We start from the raw sequence: 17,208 nt of genomic DNA, 5'->3' as shown, positions 1-17,208 counted from the left end.
GCGGGCCACCCGTCCTGCCGTACGGGATGAATCCTCTCACCCCGGGCCGCCCATCACATCCGATCCGCTCCGGCGGTCGCGTACGCTCGGGTCGCTGTGACCTCCACCGACTTCAGCGCCGCGCCGCCGGCCCACGCCGCCCGTATCCGCACCTTCCACCCGCGTCGCGGGCGGATGAGCGACCGGCAGCGCGACGCGCTGGCCCGGCTCTGGCCCGCGTACGGCCTGGAGATCGACGACCTGGACGGGCCGTGCGATCCAGCGGCGCTGTTCGGACGGCGGGCGCCGCTGGTGCTGGAGATCGGTTCCGGCATGGGCGACGCCACCGCGGCGATGGCGGCCGCCGACCCGGACCGACACTATCTGGCGGTTGAGGTGCACACGCCCGGAATCGCCAACCTTCTCGACCTGGTCGAACGGCACGGCCTGGGCAACGTGCGGGTGGCCAAGGGCGACGCGCTGGACCTGGTGCGGGCCATGCCGGAGGGCTGCCTGGACGCGGTGCACGTCTTCTTCCCCGACCCGTGGCCGAAGGCCCGGCACCACAAGCGGCGGATCATCCAGCCGGGGCACGTGGCGCTGCTGCGCTCCCGGCTGGTCCCCGGCGGGACGCTGCACTGCGCGACCGACTGGGCCGAGTACGCCGAGTCGATGCGGGAGACGCTCACCGCCGACCCGGAGCTTGTCGACGTGCACGGCGGCTTCGCGCCCCGCCTGGAGCACCGGCCGGTGACCAAGTTCGAGCGCCGGGCGCTGACCGCCGGGCGGGAGATCTTCGACCTGGTCCACCGGCGGCGCTGAACCCGGTTGGCGCAGCGACCCATGATCCAGGCACGATGGGAACCGCCATGACTCTCACCGCCGTGCTGCCGAAGAGCGCCGACCCCGACACCCTCTACGACGCGTTCGCCGGCTGGGCGTCCGAGCGCGGCCTCGACCTCTACCCCCACCAGGAGGAGGCGGTCATCGAGATCGTCTCCGGCGCGAACGTGATCATGAATACGCCGACCGGCTCGGGCAAGAGCCTGGTGGCGATCGCCGCGCACTTCGCCGCGCTGGCCGACGACCGGACCACCTTCTACACCGCGCCGATCAAGGCGCTGGTCTCGGAGAAGTTCTTCGCCCTCTGCGAGGTATTCGGCGCGGAGAACGTCGGCATGCTCACCGGCGACGCCAGCGTCAACGCCGACGCCCCGATCATCTGCTGCACCGCGGAGATCCTGGCGAACCTGGCGCTGCGCGAGGGCGCCCGGGCCGACGTCGGCCAGGTGATCATGGACGAGTTCCACTTCTACGCCGAGCCGGACCGGGGCTGGGCCTGGCAGGTGCCGATCATCGAGCTGCCGCAGGCCCAGTTCGTCCTGATGTCCGCGACGCTCGGCGACACCACCCGCTTCGTGGACGACCTCAGCCGGCGCACCGGGCGGCCCACCGCCGTCGTCCGCTCGGCCGAGCGGCCGGTCCCGCTCCTCTTCTCGTACGCGCTGACGCCGCTGCACGAGACCCTGGAGGAGCTGCTGGCCACCAAGCAGGCCCCGGTCTACGTCGTGCACTTCACCCAGGCCGCCGCGCTGGAGCGTGCCCAGGCGCTGATGAGCGTCAACGTGTGCACCCGCGCGGAGAAGGACATGATCGCGCAGGCGATCGGGAACTTCCGGTTCACCTCGGGCTTCGGCAAGACGCTGTCCCGGCTGGTCCGGCACGGCATCGGCGTGCACCACGCCGGCATGCTGCCCAAGTACCGCCGCCTCGTGGAGACCCTGGCCCAGGCCGGGCTGCTCAAGGTCATCTGCGGCACCGACACCCTCGGCGTCGGCATCAACGTGCCGATCCGCACCGTGCTCTTCACCGGCCTGTCGAAGTACGACGGCACCCGGACCCGGCTGCTCAAGGCCCGCGAGTTCCACCAGATCGCCGGCCGGGCCGGGCGGGCCGGCTTCGACACCCTCGGCCGGGTCGTGGTGCAGGCCCCCGAGCACGTCATCGAGAACGAGAAGGCCCTCGCCAAGGCGGGCGACGACCCGAAGAAGCGCCGCAAGGTGGTGAAGAAGAAGCCGCCGGAGGGCTCCATCGGCTGGGGCGAGCCGACCTTCCAGCGCCTGGTCGAGGCCGAGCCGGAGCCGCTCACCTCCAGTTTCCAGGTCAGCCACTCGATGCTGCTCAACGTCATCGGCCGTCCCGGCGACGCGTTCGCCTCGATGCGGCACCTGCTCACCGACAACCACGAGGACCCGGCCGCCCAGCGCCGGCACATCCGCCGGGCCATCGCCATCTACCGTGCGCTGCGGGCCGGCGGCGTGGTCGAGGAGCTGCCCGAGCCGGACGAGCAGGGCCGCCGGGTGCGCCTGACCGTCGACCTCCAGCTCGACTTCGCGCTCAACCAGCCGCTCTCCCCGCTCGCCCTGGCCACCGTCGAGCTGCTCGACCGGGAGTCCCCGGCGTACGCGCTGGACGTGCTCAGCGTGATCGAGTCGATCCTGGACGACCCGCGCCAGGTGCTCTCCGCGCAGCAGTTCAAGGCCCGCGGCGAGGCGGTCGCCGCAATGAAGGCCGAGGGCATCGAGTACGAGGCCCGGCTGGAACTCCTCGACGAGGTGACCTGGCCGAAGCCCCTCGCCGAGCTGCTGGAGTCGGCGTACGAGATGTACCGGCAAGGGCACCCGTGGGTCGCCGACCACCAGCTCTCCCCGAAGTCCGTGGTCCGGGACATGTACGAGCGGGCCATGACCTTTACCGAGTACGTCCAGTTCTACGGCCTGTCCCGCTCCGAGGGCCTCGTGCTGCGCTACCTCGCGGACGCGTACAAGACGCTGCGGCAGACCGTCCCCGAGGACGCCAAGACCGAGGAGCTGGTCGACCTCATCGAGTGGCTGGGCGAGCTGGTCCGCCAGGTCGACTCCAGCCTCATCGACGAGTGGGAGCGGCTGCGCAACCCGTCCGACGTGGCGGAGGTGGCCGCCTCGCTGGACGACCGGCCGCCGGCGGTCACCCGCAACGCCCGGGCGTTCCGGGTGCTGGTGCGCAACGCGCTGTTCCGCCGGGTCGAGCTGGCCGCGCTGCGCCGCTGGGACCTGCTCGGGGAACTGGACGCCGAGCACGGCTGGCACGCGGACGCGTGGGCGGACGCGCTGGAGCCGTACTTCGAGGCGTACGACTCGATCGGGGTGGGGCCGGACGCCCGCGGGCCGGCCCTGCTGATGATCGAGCAGGGCCGGGAGCGGTGGACCGTACGCCAGATCCTGGACGACCCGGAGGGCGACCACGACTGGGGCATCAGCGCCGAGATCGACCTCGCGGCCTCCGACGAGGCGGGCGCCGCGGTCGTCCGGATCACCGACGTCGGCCAGCTGTAGGACTTCGCGAAAAAGGGCCGCCCGGAATGCCCGGGCGGCCCTTTTCGCACCCTGGGCGATGTCAGGGTCGTCGATTAGAATGTATGTACTAATCGAGCTTTTGACCTGGGAGGATGCTCGTGACTGCGCCCACCTCCGCCGCCCCCGTCACCCCCTACGCCACCCTCCTCGGGTTCACCCGCTACGTGGACCGCACCGGTCCCACCAAGGCCACCTTCGTCGGCGGCCTGCGCAAGCAGCGGGCGAGCCGGCACGGCTTCAACCCGCACGGCCAGTTCGTCAAGGCGCTCAAGGCCGACGTGGCCTTCCACACCGGCGGGACGCACCTGGCCCAGATCGCCGACCTGGTCAAGCCACGCTGGCGCCCGCTCTACGAGGCGCTGGTGCCCGGGGCGACCACCTGGCTGCACTCGCTCGGCGAGCCGGCCAACGTCGACCTGGCCCAGACCCGCGACGCACTGGCCATGCTGGGCGACCTGCCCGTGAAGATCAACCCGCAGTTCGGGGTGCGCTACGCCGACGGTCGCGCCGAGGCGATCCGGCTGCACTTCGACGAGGCCCCGCCGAGCGAGGAGACCACCCTGGCGACCCTGCACCTGATGGCCCGGCACATGGACGCGGTCCTGCCGCACGCCGAGCCGGTGCTGGTCGACGTGCGGCGCGGCGAGTCCTACCGGATGCCCGCCGACGTCAAGCCGGAGCAGGTCGAGCAGTGGCTGGCAGGTGAGGCCGCGGCGTTCCGCGCCATCTGGTCCACCGCCGCCTGACCCGGCCCGCCCCGACGAGCGGCCGCCCCTCCCCGGGCGGCCGCTCGTCCGTGTCCGCGGCTGGTCGACCAGCATGCTCAGCCCGGATGATCGTCTCTGCGATCCGTTTCTCCCTCTTTCGGGAAGATCCGTGGCATCTGTGAGCTGATGTCGGGAAGCTGGACTCATGAGAGTTCCTCAGCGTGTGCCCGCCGCCCGCCGACCGGGCCCGCTCGCGAGCCGCTGGACCGCCGCCTGATCCGGGAGGTGACATGTCCACCGCCAACCGCACCAAGCTGGCCGTCTTCGCCCTGCTCACGGTCGGCGCGGCGAGCGCCGGCACGGCCCTGCCGGCGGTCCTCGCGCTGGCCGCCGTCACGGCGCTCATCCCGGTCGCCGACGCGCTGGACCGGAAGGCCGCGGCGCGGCCGGCCCGCCGGCCGGCGCCCGAGCGCGAACCCGTCTGATCGCCCGGCCGGTCAAGGAGCACACCGTGGTCACGAACGACGTCACCATCGCGTCACCGCTGCAGACCGCCCGCGCCCGGGGCCGGGTACGCGGCCGCCTCATCCTGCTCGGGCCGGCCTTCGTCGCCGCGGTCGCCTACGTCGACCCGGGCAACTTCGCCACGAACTCCACCGCCGGCGCGCGCTACGGGTACCTGCTGGTCTGGGTCGTCGTGGCGGCGAACCTGGCCGCCATGCTGGTGCAGACGCTCACCGCCAAGCTCGGCCTGGCGACCGGCCGCAGTTTGCCCGAGCTGTGCCGTGAGCACCTGCCCCGGCCGGTCAACCGGGTCATGTGGGTCCAGGCCGAACTCGTGGCCATGGCCACCGACCTGGCGGAGGTCATCGGCGGCGCCGTCGCCCTCTACCTGCTCTTCGGCATCCCGCTGCTGGCCGGCGGCCTGATCGTCGGCGCGGCCGCGTTCGCCGTCCTCGCGTTGCGCTCGCGGGGTTTCCGGGCCTTCGAGATCGCGATCGCCGTGCTGCTCGGCGTGATCGTCCTGGCCTTCGCCGTGAACCTGCTCAGCGCGCGGCCCGACGTGCCCGCCGCGGCCGGCGGGCTGCTGCCCCGGATGCAGGGCACCGACAGCATGATGCTGGCCGCCGGCATCCTCGGCGCGACGGTGATGCCGCACGTCATCTACGTGCACTCCGCGCTGACCCCGAACCGCATCCCCGCGGCCGACGAGGCCGAGCGGCGGATCGTGGCGAAGGGCCTGCGCACCGACGTGCTGCTCGCCCTGAGCGCCGCCGGCGCGGTCAACCTGGCCATGCTGCTCGTCGCGGCGTCCACCTTCCACGGCAGCGGGATCCCCGGCACCGACACGCTGGAGGGCGTCCACGCCGGTCTGGCCGGCAGCCTCGGCGCGGTGGCGGCGCTCGGCTTCGCGGTGGCGCTGCTGCTGTCCGGGCTGGCCTCGACAAGCGTCGGCACCTACGCCGGCGAGGTCATCATGCAGGGTTTCCTGCGCCGCCGCGTACCGCTGGCGGTGCGCCGGCTGGTCACCCTGGTGCCCGCGCTGCTGGTGCTCGCCGTCGGCGTCGACCCGACCCGGGCCCTCGTGCTGTCGCAGGTGGTGCTGAGCTTCGGCATCCCGTTCGCGCTGATCCCGGTGGTGGCCTTCACCCGCCGCCGGGACCTCATGGGCAGCCTGGTCAACCGCCCGGCGACCACCGCCGTCGCGTCGGTGATCACCGCCCTCGTGGTAGCGCTCAACCTGTTCCTGCTCTGGCAGTTGGTCGCCTGACCGGCCGGGCCCGGCGCCGTCACCGCTGCCGGGCGCGGTGCAGCAGGTACGCGGTGACCAGGCCACCGGCCAGCACGGCCGCCGCCCCGGCCGTCTGCCCGGTCTCCAGCGCCACCCGGAACGCGTCCCGGACCAGGACGCGCTCACCGTCGGTGCCGGCGGCGGCCAGCGCCGCCGGGAACGAGCCGGCCCCGGCCAGCGCGGCCGGCAGCAGGGCGGTGAAGCGCGCGTTGAGCACCGCGCCGAGCACGGCCACGCCGAGGCTGCCGCCGACCTCGGTCATGGTGCCGTCGACACCCGCCCCGGCGCCGGCCCGCTCCGGCGGCAGCGCGCTCACCACCGCCTCGACGATCGCCGGGTTGGCCAGCGCGCAGCCGGAGCCCATCAGCAGCAGGCCCCCGAGCAGCACCGGATAGCCGTCGCCCGCGGTGTACGTGACGGCCAGCAACCCGACGGCGAGCAGCGCCATCCCGACGGCGACCGCGGCCGGCCGCCCCATGCGGCGGATCAGCGCGGCGGCCACCCCGGTGAGGTTGAGCACCACGATGGAGAGCGCGAACGGCGCCAACCGTAGCCCGGCCTCCCAGGCCGGGTAGCCGCGAACGAACTGCAGGTGCTGGGTGAGCAGGAACAGCGCGCCGGTCGCGCCGAAGGTGATCAGCACGACCCCGGAGACCGCGCCGGTGAAGCGGGGGTCGCGGAACAGCCCCATGTCCAGCATCGGGTCGGCGACCCGGTGTTCCCAGGCGACGAAGAGGCCGAGCAGCAGCAGGCCGGCCACGGCCGCGGCGAGCACCGCCGGAGCGGCGAAGCCCTCCTCCGGCCCGGCCGTGATGGCCCACACCACGCCGGTGAGCCCGGCCGTGCAGAGCAGCACGCCGGGCACGTCCAGGCGGCCGGTGACGGCCTTGCGGGACTCCGGCACGAGCAGCCGGACGGCCACCAGGCAGACCAGCACCACCGGCACGTTCACCAGGAAGATGGCCTGCCAGGGCAGGTGGGCCAGGATCGTCCCGCCGACCGGCGGCCCGACGGCGAAGCCGAGCGCGCTGGTCGCCGCCCAGACCCCGATGGCCCGCTGCCGCGCGGGCCCCTCGAAGGCCTGCACGGCCACCGCGAGGGTCGCGGTGACCAGCAGCGCGCCGCCCACGCCCATCCCGGCCCGGGCCGCGATGAGCTGGCCGGTCGTGGTGGCCAGCCCGGCGGCCAGCGACCCGGCCCCGAACAGCACCAGCCCGGCCAGCAGCATCCGCCGCCGGCCGTACCGGTCGGCGGCGCTGCCCGCGCTGATCAGCAGGCCGGACAGGACCAGGGCGTACGCGTTGATGATCCACTGGATGTCGCTGGTGCTGGCGTTCAGCTCGGTGGTGAGCACCGGCACCGCCACGGTGAGGACGGTGTTGTCCAGCACCACGGTCACCTGGGCCAGGCAGAGCACGGCCAGGATCCACCAGCGGTGCCGGAGCACCGCCGGCCCGACCGGGGCGGCCGGCGCCGCGAGGGCACTCACGGCCGCGTGGCGTACGGGGCGAGGGGGTTGGCCAGCGTCCCGACGAACTGGAGCGCCGCCGAGGGATCCGCCAGGTCGACCATCTGCTGGTTGTTGCGCAGCTGCAGCCGGTTCAAACAGGACAGCGCGAACTCCGGGGCGAACAGGTCGTGCCGGTCGGCCAGGTGCGGCACCGACGCCGTGTACGCCCGGACGCACTCGGCCACGGTCCGCCAGAAGCCCTCCTCGTCGAGGATCCCCTCGGTGGTCAGGATGGCGTTGAGGTGGCGCAGGAACGAGTCGAACACGTCGGTGAAGACGGCGAGCACCTTCTCGTCCTCGGGCACGGCGGCCCGGATCCGGCTCACCGCCTCGGGCAGGTCGGCCGCCGGGTCCATCACCACGATCTCCTCGGCGATGTCCTTGAAGACCACCCGCTCGACCACGTGGTCGCGCAGCACGAGGATGACGTTCTCGCCGTGCGGCATGAACGCCAGGTCGTACGCGTGCAGCGCGTGCAGCACCGGCACGAGGTAGGCGTCCAGGTAGCGGCGCAGCCAGTCCGCGGGGGCCAGCCCGGAGCCGGCGATCAGCGCGCCGGCGAACGAGCGGCCGGCGCGGTCGACGTGCAGCAGCGACGCCATGGTGGCCAGGCGCCGGCCGGGCCCCAGCCCGGGCACCGGACTCTCCCGCCAGAGCGCGGCGAGCATCTTCCGGTACGGCGAGTACCGGTCGGTGGCCGCCTCGAACTGCCGGTGCCGGTAGCCGATCGCGGCCCGCTCCCGGATGATCGACAGCCCGGTCCGCGCGAACACCGGGTCGGCGGCGATCAGGCCGGCCAGCCAGTCGTTGATGGCCGGGGTGTGCTCCATGTACGCGGCGGACAGCCCGCGCATGAAGCCCATGTTGAGCACCGAGAGCGCGGTCTTCACGTAGTGCCGGTTCGGGTCGGTGACGTTGAAGAAGGTGCGCACCGACTGCTGCGCCAGGTGCTCGTCCGGTCCCTCGCCCAGCGGCACCAGGTGCCGCCGGGCCACCTCGCCGGCGAAGGTGACGGCCAGCCTGTTCCACCACTGCCAGGGGTGCACCGGCAGCAGCAGGTAGTCGGCCGGGTCGAGGTCGAGCCCGGTGAGGGTACGGGCGAACCCCGCGAGCGTCTCCTCGCCGAGTTCGGCCCGGACGTGGGTGTCGTAGTCCAGGTCGGCGGCGCAGGTGAAGGTGGCGTGGTCGCGGTGGGCGGCGAGCCAGAGCAGGCGGACCGGCTGGCCGGCCTCCGGGGCGTACCGGTGGTGGTCGTGCACGCCCCAGCCGATCCGGCCGCTGTTGGCCACGAAGCACGGGTGGCCCTCGGTCATCGCGGTCTCGATCCGCTGGAAGTCCGCCTCGACCAGCTCGGCCGCCGTCAGCTCGGGCCGGGCCAGCTTGTAGGCGAGCCCGGCCAGGGTGGAGGTGATCTCCTCGAGGTAGACGGGCAGGACGGCGTCGGTGAGGCCGAGCGCGCCGCGCAGCTCCAGGCAGAGGTCGACCGCGTCGAGCGGGGCCGCCCGCCCGTCGACGTGCCGGGTCAGGCCGGCGGGGTCGATCCACCAGTGGTTCAGGGCGAGCTGCCGGGCCGCGAAGCGGTACTCGACGCTGCCGTCGTCGCTGCGTACCCGGTAGTGGCCGGGGCCCTGGGGCTCGGGGGTGACGAGCCGTTCGTGGGCGAACTCGGCCAGGGCCTTGCGGACCAGGTGGCGGTTGGCGGCGGCCCACCGCTCGGGGGTGAGGTGGTCGACGGCGGCGGAGGGGGTGGTCACGCGGGTACCTCTCAACGGGTGGCGGCCAGGAACTGCGCGCGGGTGCAGACGCTCAGCAGGGCGGTCTTCTCGGGCTTGGTGATCGGGCCGACGACGGTGAAGCCGACGGCCGCGTTCAACGCGTGCACGGCGGTGTTGCGCACGTCGGGCTCGACCACCACCCGGCGGGTGGCCGGGTCGGCGAAGAGCCAGTCCAGCACCGTGGTGAGCACGGCGCGGGTGAAGCCGTGCACCGGCGCCCCGGCGGGCGCGCAGAGGAAGTGCATCCCCACGTCGCCCTCGACCGGGTCGTAGAGGCCGACCAGCTCGACCTCGGCCGGGTCGTAGCGCTCGGCGAGGAACGCCGGCCGGTCCTGCCAGAACCCGAGGTACGCGTCGTGGTGCGGGTGCGCGGCGATCCGCCGGTACTCCGCGGCCACCCGGGCGACGTCGGCGTCCTGCATCATCCAGAACACCGCCTTGGGGTGGGTGACCCAGCCGTGCAGCAGCACGGCGTCGGCGTCCGGGTCGAGCGGGCGGAGGCTGAACTCGCCGAGGCGCGGATCGTGCCGGCGGTGAGCGGGCGTGGTCACGGGCCACCTTCCGGTCGCGACCGCGGGGTCACGAGGCCACCCCGGCCGGCGCGCCGAACTCCTGGAACGCGATGCTCTTCTCGATCGGGTAGTGCTCGCGGCCGGTCAGCTCCCGGATGATCCAGGAGTTGCGGTAGGGACCCATGCCCAGGTCGGGCGAGGTGACGCTGTGCGTGTGGGTGCCGGCGTTCTGCAGGAAGATGCCCCGTCCGGTGTGGTCGACGCTGTAGTTGCGGGCCACGTCGAAGCGGCCGTGGCCGTCCCAGCGGATCCGGTCCCGGATCGGGTCGAGGAAGGCGGGCACCCGGTAGCGGTAGCCGGTGGCAAGCACCAGCCCCTCGGTCTCCAGGGTGAAGTCACGCCCCTGCTCGACGTGGTGCAGCCCCAGCGTGTACGTCGCGCGCTCCGGGTCGTGGGCCGCCTCGGTCAGCTCGGTGTTGGTGAGCAGCCGGGTGGGCACCGGGCCGCCGATGCTCTTCACGTAGAGCAGGTCGAAGATCGCGTTGATCAGCTCGGCGTCGATGCCCTTGAACAGGCCCTTCTGCTCCGTCTCCAGCCGGTAACGGGTCGGCTCGGGCAGGGCGTGGAAGTAGTCCACGTAGTCCGGGGACGTCATCTCCAGGGTGAGCTTGGTGTATTCGAGCGGGAAGAAGCGCGGCGAGCGGGTGACCCAGTTCAGCTGGTAGCCGTGGGTGTCGATGTCGGCGAGCAGGTCGTGGTAGATCTCGGCGGCGCTCTGCCCGCTGCCGACCACGGTGATGCTCCGCTTGCCACGCAGCGCCGTCCGGTGCTCCCGGTACCGCGAGTTGTGGATCACGTCGCCGCCCAGCCGCGCGCACGCGGGCGGCACGTGCGGCGGGGTGCCGGTGCCGAGCACCAGCCGCCGTGCCCGGTGGGTGACCTCGCGGCCGTCCACCCGGGCGTGCACCACGTACCGGTCGTCCGTCGGGTCGTACTCGATGGCGGTGACCTCGTGGCCGAACCGGACGCCGGGCAGCTTCGCGGCGGCCCACCGGCAGTACGCGTCGAACTCGCTGCGCAGCGGGAAGAAGTTCTCCCGGATGTAGAACGGGTAGAGCCGGCCGGTCTCCTTGAGGTAGCTGAGGAAGGAGAACGGCGAGGTCGGGTCGGCGAGCGTGACGAGGTCGGCGAGGAACGGGGTCTGCAGGTGGGCGGTCTCCAGCAGCATGCCGGGATGCCAGTCGACGTCGTCGCGGGCCTCCAGGAAGAGGCCGTCGAGGTCGGCGATCGGGGCGGTCAGGCAGGCCAGGCCGAGGTTGTACGGGCCCAGCCCGACGGCGATGAAGTCGTGGGTCGACATGGGGTTCTCCAGGGCGGGCCGGTCAGCCGACCGGGCAGGACAGCTCGTCGGCGGTGCGGGTGCGGGCGTACCAGCCGGCGTGTTCGGCGATCAGGTCGAGCACCGCGGCGACGTCCTCCCCGGTCGCCTCGGGGTTGAGCAGGGTGAACTTCAGGTGGTGGGCGCCGTCGACCCGGGTGCCCGCGACGAGCGCGGCGCCGGAGGCGGCGAGCGCCTCGCGGGCGTACAGGTTGGCGTCGTCGACGAGATCGGCGGCCAGTCCGGCGGGCCGCCAGCGGAACACCAGGGTGCTCAGCGTCGGCCGGGTCACCACCTCGAAGCGCGGGTCGGCGTCGAGCAGGCGCCACGCCTCGCCGGCCCGGTCCACCACCTCGTCGAAGAGCGCGCCGACCGCGTCGGCGCCCATGATCCGCAGGGTGAGCCAGAGCTTGAGCGCGTCGAAGCGGCGGGTGGTCTGGAGGCTCTTGTCGACCTGGTTGGGGATGCGCTGCTCGACGGCGCGCGCCGGGTTGAGGTAGTCGGCGTGCCAGGTGGCGTGCCGCAGCGTCCGGCGGTCTCGCACCAGCACGGCGCTGGAGCTGACCGGCTGGAAGAAGGACTTGTGGTAGTCGACGGTCACCGAGTCGGCCTGCTCGATGCCGTCGAGCAGGTGCCGGCGGGTCGGCGAGACCAGCAGCCCGCAGCCGTACGCGGCGTCGACGTGCAGCCACACGCCGGCCGCCGCGCAGATGTCGGCGACCTGCGGCAGCGGGTCGATGCTGCCGAAGTCGGTGGTGCCGGCGGTGGCCACGACGGCCATGACCAGCAGCCCGTCCGCCCGGCAGCGGGCGATCTCCCGGGCCAGCGCGTCGGGGCGCATCCGCCGCTGCGCGTCGGTGTCGACGGTGCGGACCGCGTCCGGGCCGAGGCCGAGCAGCCGGGCCGCCTTCTGCACGCTGAAGTGGCCGGCGGCGGAGGTGACCACCCGCAGCCGGGACAGCGCCTCCGGCCCGGGCCGCAGCCCGGCCCGCGTCCGCGTCTCCTCCCGGGCCAGCAGCAGCGCCTGGAGGTTGGAATGGGTGCCGCCGCTGGTGAACACCCCGTCGGCGGCGGGCCCGAGGCCGATCCGCTCGGCCGTCCAGTCGATGAGGCGCCGCTCGATGAGGGTGCCGCCGGCGCTCTGGTCCCAGGTGTCCAGTGAGGAGTTGACCGCGCTGAGGACCGCCTCGCCGAGCAGCGCCGGGATCACCACCGGGCAGTTCAGGTGGGCCAGGTACCGGGGGTGGTGGAAGTACACGGCGTCGCGCAGGTAGACGTCGTGCAGCTCGTCGAGGGCCGCGCCGGTGTCGCCGAGCGGCCGGTCGAGGTCGACGGCCGCGACGCGCGGGGCCAGGTCGTCCGGGCCGACCCCTGTGAACGGCCGGTCGGCGCTCGCCACCCGGCGGGCCACCCGCTCGATCCCCTCGGCCAGCACGCCGCGGTAGCGGTCCACCGAGCGCGCGGTGAACAGGTGGTCCCGGGCGGCGGCCGGGCCGGCGCCGGCCGAGGGGGCCGGAACGGTTGCTCCGGGCAGACTCATGGGCAGTCCTCAGTGGTCGGAAGCGGACCCGGCGGCGACGGCGCGACGGCGCCTCGCGATCCCGCGCGGTCCGGAAGTGATCGCTAAGTTAGGTTACCCTAACCTAACTTGTGAGGGTCAAGAGGCCGGGTGGCGACACGCGGGTCCCATGGGCAGCGTGCCCAGGCGACCGGTCACCGGACGCTCCAGTAGCCCAGCGAGGTCACCTGGTGCTTCCCGACCCCGAGGGTGCGGCGCAGGTGCCGGGTGATGTCCCGGGTGCTGGCCGCCTCGGCGGCGACCCAGTAGTGCGCGTCGTCGGCGGCCGGCAGCGCGTCCCGGACGATCTTCACGAGGCCCTCGCCATCGGCGCCGCGCGGGATCCAGGTGACCTCGTGGTGTTCGCGGGCGCGCGGCGCCAGCGCCCGCTCGCCGTCGTGGGCGTACTCCAGCCAGACCGTCGCGGGCACGTCGGCGGCGGCGTCGAGCAGGCTGTTCACCGCCGGCAGCGAGGCGGCGTCGCCGACTAGGTAGAGGTGGCGCGGGGCCGGCTCGGGCAGGGCGAAGGCGCTGCCCTGGACGGTGGCCTCGATGGTGTCGCCGACGGCCGCGGTCTCCGCCCAGCGGGCGGCGCACCCGTCGTGGAGGGCGAACTCCAGGTGGAAGCGGCCGGTGGCCGGGTCGGGGTCGACAAGGGTGTACGCCCGCTGGTGCGGCTTGCCGTCGTTGTCGAACCACAGGCGGATCCACATGGTGGGGTGCACACCGCAGGCGTCCAGCAGGTCGCCGCCGTCCATCAGCAGCCGCCGGTACCGGTCGCCGACCGGCTCGGTGTCGAGCACGGTGAGCCGGAAGTTCCGCCCGCCCATGACGCGCAGCACGACCGCTTCCCAGTTCCGCTTCACGTGACCCCTCCAGTAAGGTCTGGATTAGTTAGGGAAGGGTAACCTAAGTTGATGTTCATGACGTGGCCGGCCGGTGACGTGTCCGCGACGGCCGGCCGGTGACCGGCACCCGGCGTGACGCCTGGGGCGTGCCGCAGCTGTGGGGGGACACCGTCGAGGAGCTGGCCCGGCTCCAGGGCCGCGCCGCAGCGCTCGACCGGGCCTGGCAGATCGAGGTCGAGCGGTGGCGCGCCGAGGGCCGGCTGGCCGAACACCTCGGCCCCGCCGAACTGGGCTGGGACCGGTTCGCCCGGCGGGCCCGCCTCGCCGACACCGCCGCCCGCTGCTTCCGGCGGCTCTCCCCCGCCACCCGCCGCTGGGTCACCGCCTACGTCGACGGGGTGAACGCGGGGCTCGCCGAGGGCGCCGCGGGCGCCCCCGAGTTCGCGGCGACCGGCTGCGCCCCCGGCCGGTGGCGGCCGTGGTCCCCGCTCGGCGTCTTCCTGGTCCAGCACATCCTCTTCGGCACGTTCCCCAACAAGCTCTGGCGGGCCCACGTGGACGCCACCCTCGGCCCGGCGGCGACCGGCCTGTTCGCGGTCGAGGGACCGGGCGGGTCGGGCAGCAACGCCTGGGTGGTGCCCGGCGACCCGGCCGCCGGCCGGGGGCCGGTGCTGGCCGGCGACCCGCACCGGGTGCTGGAACTGCCCGGGATCTACCAGCAGGTCCGGCTGGCCTGCCCCGAGTTCGACGTACTCGGGTTCGCCTTCCCCGGCGTGCCGGGGCTGCCCCACTTCGGCCACGCCGGCGAGGTGGCCTGGGCGGTCACCAACGCGATGGCCGACTACCAGGACGTCTACCGCGAGCGGCTGCGCCGCGACGGCGGGCGGGTGCTGGTCCGGGACGCCGAGGGCTGGCTGCCGGCCCGCCACCACGTCGAGCGGATCCGGGTCCGCGGTGCCGCCCCCGAGCCGGTCCAGGTGATCGAGACCCCGCGCGGCCCGGTGGTCGACCACGACCGGCACACCGGCGAGGCGCTCAGCCTGCGGACCCCCGCCCGGGTCGAGGCGGACCTCGGCTTCGACGCGCTGCTGCCGCTGCTGCGCGCGCGGACCGTGGACGACGTCACCGAGGCGCTGCGCGGCTGGGTCGAGCCGGTCAACAGCGTGCTGGTGGCCGACCGGCACGGCGGCGTGCGGCAGCTCGTCGCCGGGCTGGTGCCGCTGCGCGACGACCGCTGCCGGTGGGTGCCCGTGCCCGGCTGGGAACCGCGCTACCGGTGGTCCGGCCGGTACGCCGAGGCCAAGCCGGTCGAGGTGGCCGGCGTGGCGGTCTGCGCCAACGACCGGCGCGACGACGTGGCCGACCTCGGGATCGACTTCGCGCCCCCGCACCGCGCCGCGCGGATCCGGGACCTGCTCGCCGCGGACGTGCCCTCCGACGCCGTGCACGTCGACACCCGGCTGGCGGCCGGCCCGCTGCGGGCGGTGCTCGACCGGCTCGACCCGGCGGCCCTCGACCCGGCCACGCGGACGCTGCGGGACCGGTTGCGCGCCTGGGACGGCCGGATGGCCGCCGACAGCACCGACGCCGGCGCCTGGGCGGCCTGGCGGAGCGCGCTGGTCCGCCGGCTGCACGAGCACCCCCGGGTGCGCCCGCTGCGCACCCCGGTCCGGTACGACGCGCTCTTCGCGCCGTGGACCGACCCCCTCGCCCGGCTCGGGCACGCCCTCGACGGCCTGGTCGCCGGGGCGGACCGGCTCGGGGTGGACGTCGACGCGGTCGCCACGGCGGCGCTGGCCGAGGTGGCGGCCGCCGGCCCGGCCCCGGCGTGGGGCGCGCGGCACCGCCTGCACCCCGTGCACCTCGGGGCGGCCCCCGAGGTCGACACCGCCGTGGCGGCCATGCGCGAGCGGGTCACCCTCGGCGGCGACACCGACTGCGTGCTCGCCACCTCCAGCGTCCCCGGGGTCTCCGACGCGTGCTGGCGCGGGCCGGTGGCCCGCTACGTCTGGGACCTCACCGACCGATCGCGCAGCCGCTGGGTGGTGCCGTTCGGCGCCTCCGGCCGCGCCGGCGACCCGCACTTCGACGACCAACTGCCGCGCTGGGCGGCCGGCGAGCTGATCCCGGTGCCCGACGCGGACCTCACGCGAGAAGGAGACCCGTCATGACGTACCAGGAGAAGCTGCCCGGCCTCGGCGAGCTGCGGCTCGTCCCGGTCGAGCCGGCGACCGACGCGGCGCTGCTGCACGGCTGGGTGACCCAGCCCTGGGCCCGGTTCTGGGGCATGGGCGAGCACACCGAGGTGGAGGTGCGGGAGGTCTACACGTTCCTCGACGGGCTGACCACGCACCACGCGTACCTGATCGCCCTGGACGGGACGCCGGTCGGCCTGTTCCAGACCTACCAGCCCGAGGCCGACCCGGTCGGTGAGCGCTACCCGGTCCGCGCCGGCGACGTCGGGATGCACCTGCTGCTCGTGCCCGGCCGGCAGCTCCCCGGGCTCACCTCGGCGGTCGGGCCGGCCCTGGCCCGCTTCCTCTTCACCGACCCGACGCGGCAGCGCATCGTCGTCGAGCCGGACGTGCGCAACGAGCGCGCGCTGCGCCGGTTGGAGCGGGGCGGCTTCACCTTCGACGCCGAGATCGACATGCCGGACAAGCGGGCCCGGCTCGCCTTCCTCACCCGGGACCGGTTCGAGGCCGCCCACCCGCTCCCGGCCTGAGGACGACAGCGCCCGCCCGGCACGGGGCCGGGCGGGCGCGGACGGTCGTCGGTGGCTCAGGCGGCCAGGAACTTCTCCAGGTCGTCCAGGATCTTGTTGGCGGCGCCGACACCGATGCCGGTCATCCAGACCTCGTCGGAGACGACGTGCGCCTTGCCCGCCTTCACCGCGGACAGGCCCTGCCAGAGGCTGCCGGCCGTGACCTTCGTCTGCTCGGCGGCGGCCTTCTCGCCGTACGCGGTCACGAAGACCACGTCGCCGTCGACCTCGTTGACCCGCTCGGGGCTGACCAGGTCGAAGCGCTTGTCCTCCTTGCCCTCCAGCAGCTGCCGCGCGGGGCGGCCCAGGCCGGTGTCGCCGACCACGATGCCGGAGAACGAGTCCGGGCCGTAGACCCGGATGTTGCCCGGGATGAAGCGCACGATGGAGATCTTCCGCGACGAGGCGTCGCCGAGCTTCGCGCCGAACTCCTTGGCCCGCTTCTCGTACGCGGCGAGCTGGTCCTTGGCCTGCTGCTCCTTGCCGAGGGCCTTGCCGTCGAGGAGGAAGTTCTCCTTCCAGGTGATGCCCACCTTCTCGGTGAACACGGTCGGGGCGATGGCGGACAGCTCGTCGTAGAACTTCTCCTGGCGGAACTTGCTCCCGAGGATCAGGTCCGGCTTGAGCGCGTTGATCGCCTCCAGGTCGGGCTCGGTGAGCACCCCGACCTCCTTGATGCCGGCCAGCTTCTCCGCGCCGAAGTAGGTGGGCCAGCTCTTCGCCTCGCCGGCGGTGGCCGCGCCGACCGGGGTGACACCCAGCGACAGCGCGGTGTCGATCTTGTCGGTGTCGAGCACCACGACGCGCTTCGGCTCGGCGGGCACCTTGGTGGTGCCCATGGCGTGGGTGATCTCCCGGGTCTCCCCGGCGCTGGTGCCGGAGACGGGATCGCTCTCCCCGCAGGCGGTGAGGCCCACCCCGAGGGCGAGGGCCGCGGTGAGAGCGACGGCGAGACGACGCATCAAGGGTCCTTTCATGACGGGTACGGGC

General features: G+C 73.6%; 14 protein-coding genes. 7 read left to right on the top strand and 7 right to left on the bottom strand.

Annotated elements, in window-relative coordinates; genetic code table 11:
• Positions 1–96 precede the first annotated feature (96 nt).
• The 5 genes from trmB (at position 97) to NFX44_RS12595 (ending at position 5,852) form a co-directional block, all read left to right on the top strand.
• Positions 97–801: a tRNA (guanosine(46)-N7)-methyltransferase TrmB gene (trmB, locus tag NFX44_RS12615; RefSeq protein ID WP_262283704.1), complete on the top strand. Its 705-nt coding sequence runs from the start codon at positions 97–99 to the stop codon at positions 799–801.
• A 47-nt stretch (positions 802–848) separates the two neighbouring features.
• Positions 849–3,353, top strand: a complete 2,505-nt coding sequence (locus NFX44_RS12610) for an RNA helicase (RefSeq protein ID WP_262283703.1) — start codon at positions 849–851, stop codon at positions 3,351–3,353.
• Between the two features lie 119 nt (positions 3,354–3,472).
• Positions 3,473–4,120, top strand: coding sequence for a hypothetical protein (locus NFX44_RS12605; protein WP_262283702.1), 648 nt, complete (start codon positions 3,473–3,475; stop codon positions 4,118–4,120).
• A 251-nt stretch (positions 4,121–4,371) separates the two neighbouring features.
• Positions 4,372–4,566, top strand: coding sequence for a hypothetical protein (locus NFX44_RS12600; RefSeq protein ID WP_262283701.1), 195 nt, complete (start codon positions 4,372–4,374; stop codon positions 4,564–4,566).
• A 26-nt stretch (positions 4,567–4,592) separates the two neighbouring features.
• The gene (locus tag NFX44_RS12595; protein ID WP_262283700.1) at positions 4,593–5,852 is read left to right on the top strand and encodes an Nramp family divalent metal transporter; all 1,260 of its coding nucleotides are present in this window, start codon (positions 4,593–4,595) and stop codon (positions 5,850–5,852) included.
• A gap of 19 nt (positions 5,853–5,871) precedes the next feature.
• Here NFX44_RS12595 and NFX44_RS12590 read toward each other — a convergent pair whose 3' ends face one another.
• The 6 genes from NFX44_RS12590 to NFX44_RS12565 form a co-directional block, all read right to left on the bottom strand.
• Entirely contained in the window at positions 5,872–7,362 is a 1,491-nt protein-coding gene (locus tag NFX44_RS12590) for an MFS transporter (RefSeq protein WP_262283699.1), read from the bottom strand.
• Positions 7,359–9,137, bottom strand: coding sequence for an IucA/IucC family siderophore biosynthesis protein (locus NFX44_RS12585; RefSeq protein ID WP_262283698.1), 1,779 nt, complete (start codon positions 9,135–9,137; stop codon positions 7,359–7,361). The genes NFX44_RS12590 and NFX44_RS12585 overlap by 4 nt, the downstream gene beginning before the upstream one ends.
• A gap of 11 nt (positions 9,138–9,148) precedes the next feature.
• A complete protein-coding gene (locus tag NFX44_RS12580; protein ID WP_262283697.1) occupies positions 9,149–9,709 on the bottom strand; it encodes a GNAT family N-acetyltransferase in 561 nt (186 codons plus the stop codon).
• A gap of 28 nt (positions 9,710–9,737) precedes the next feature.
• Positions 9,738–11,030 carry a lysine N(6)-hydroxylase/L-ornithine N(5)-oxygenase family protein gene (locus NFX44_RS12575; protein WP_262283696.1) on the bottom strand — a complete coding sequence of 431 codons (1,293 nt, stop codon included), beginning with the start codon at positions 11,028–11,030 and terminating at the stop codon, positions 9,738–9,740.
• A gap of 22 nt (positions 11,031–11,052) precedes the next feature.
• Complete coding sequence (locus tag NFX44_RS12570; RefSeq protein ID WP_262283695.1) at positions 11,053–12,588, bottom strand: aspartate aminotransferase family protein; 1,536 nt, start codon at positions 12,586–12,588, stop codon at positions 11,053–11,055.
• Between the two features lie 173 nt (positions 12,589–12,761).
• Entirely contained in the window at positions 12,762–13,472 is a 711-nt protein-coding gene (locus NFX44_RS12565) for a siderophore-interacting protein (protein ID WP_262283694.1), read from the bottom strand.
• Positions 13,473–13,570: 98 nt separating this feature from the next.
• On the opposite strand from NFX44_RS12565, the gene NFX44_RS12560 reads away from it, so the two are divergent.
• A complete protein-coding gene (locus NFX44_RS12560) occupies positions 13,571–15,625 on the top strand; it encodes a penicillin acylase family protein (RefSeq protein ID WP_262283693.1) in 2,055 nt (684 codons plus the stop codon).
• On the top strand, positions 15,622–16,179 hold the full coding sequence (locus NFX44_RS12555) for a GNAT family N-acetyltransferase (RefSeq protein WP_262283692.1): 558 nt from the start codon (positions 15,622–15,624) through the stop codon (positions 16,177–16,179). Before NFX44_RS12560 ends, NFX44_RS12555 begins: the two co-directional genes overlap by 4 nt.
• Positions 16,180–16,235: 56 nt before the next feature.
• Here the strand turns inward: NFX44_RS12555 and NFX44_RS12550 are convergent, their stop codons facing one another.
• A complete protein-coding gene (locus tag NFX44_RS12550) occupies positions 16,236–17,180 on the bottom strand; it encodes an ABC transporter substrate-binding protein (RefSeq protein WP_262283691.1) in 945 nt (314 codons plus the stop codon).
• Positions 17,181–17,208: the final 28 nt, after the last annotated feature.

This window comes from Micromonospora sp. MA102, assembly GCF_025460765.1.
GTDB lineage: Bacteria > Actinomycetota > Actinomycetes > Mycobacteriales > Micromonosporaceae > Micromonospora > Micromonospora halotolerans.
The sequence above is the reverse complement of the archived record's forward strand: the minus strand, read 5'-3'. Positions and strand labels throughout refer to the sequence as shown.

Coding starts and splice junctions, on each gene's coding strand:
- NFX44_RS12555 (WP_262283692.1), top strand. CDS start 15,622: ATGACGTACCAGGAGAAGCTGCCCGGCCTCGGCGAGCTGCGGCTCGTC.
- NFX44_RS12550 (WP_262283691.1), bottom strand. CDS start 17,180: ATGCGTCGTCTCGCCGTCGCTCTCACCGCGGCCCTCGCCCTCGGGGTG.
- NFX44_RS12575 (WP_262283696.1), bottom strand. CDS start 11,030: ATGTCGACCCACGACTTCATCGCCGTCGGGCTGGGCCCGTACAACCTC.
- NFX44_RS12610 (WP_262283703.1), top strand. CDS start 849: ATGACTCTCACCGCCGTGCTGCCGAAGAGCGCCGACCCCGACACCCTC.
- NFX44_RS12600 (WP_262283701.1), top strand. CDS start 4,372: ATGTCCACCGCCAACCGCACCAAGCTGGCCGTCTTCGCCCTGCTCACG.
- NFX44_RS12570 (WP_262283695.1), bottom strand. CDS start 12,588: ATGAGTCTGCCCGGAGCAACCGTTCCGGCCCCCTCGGCCGGCGCCGGC.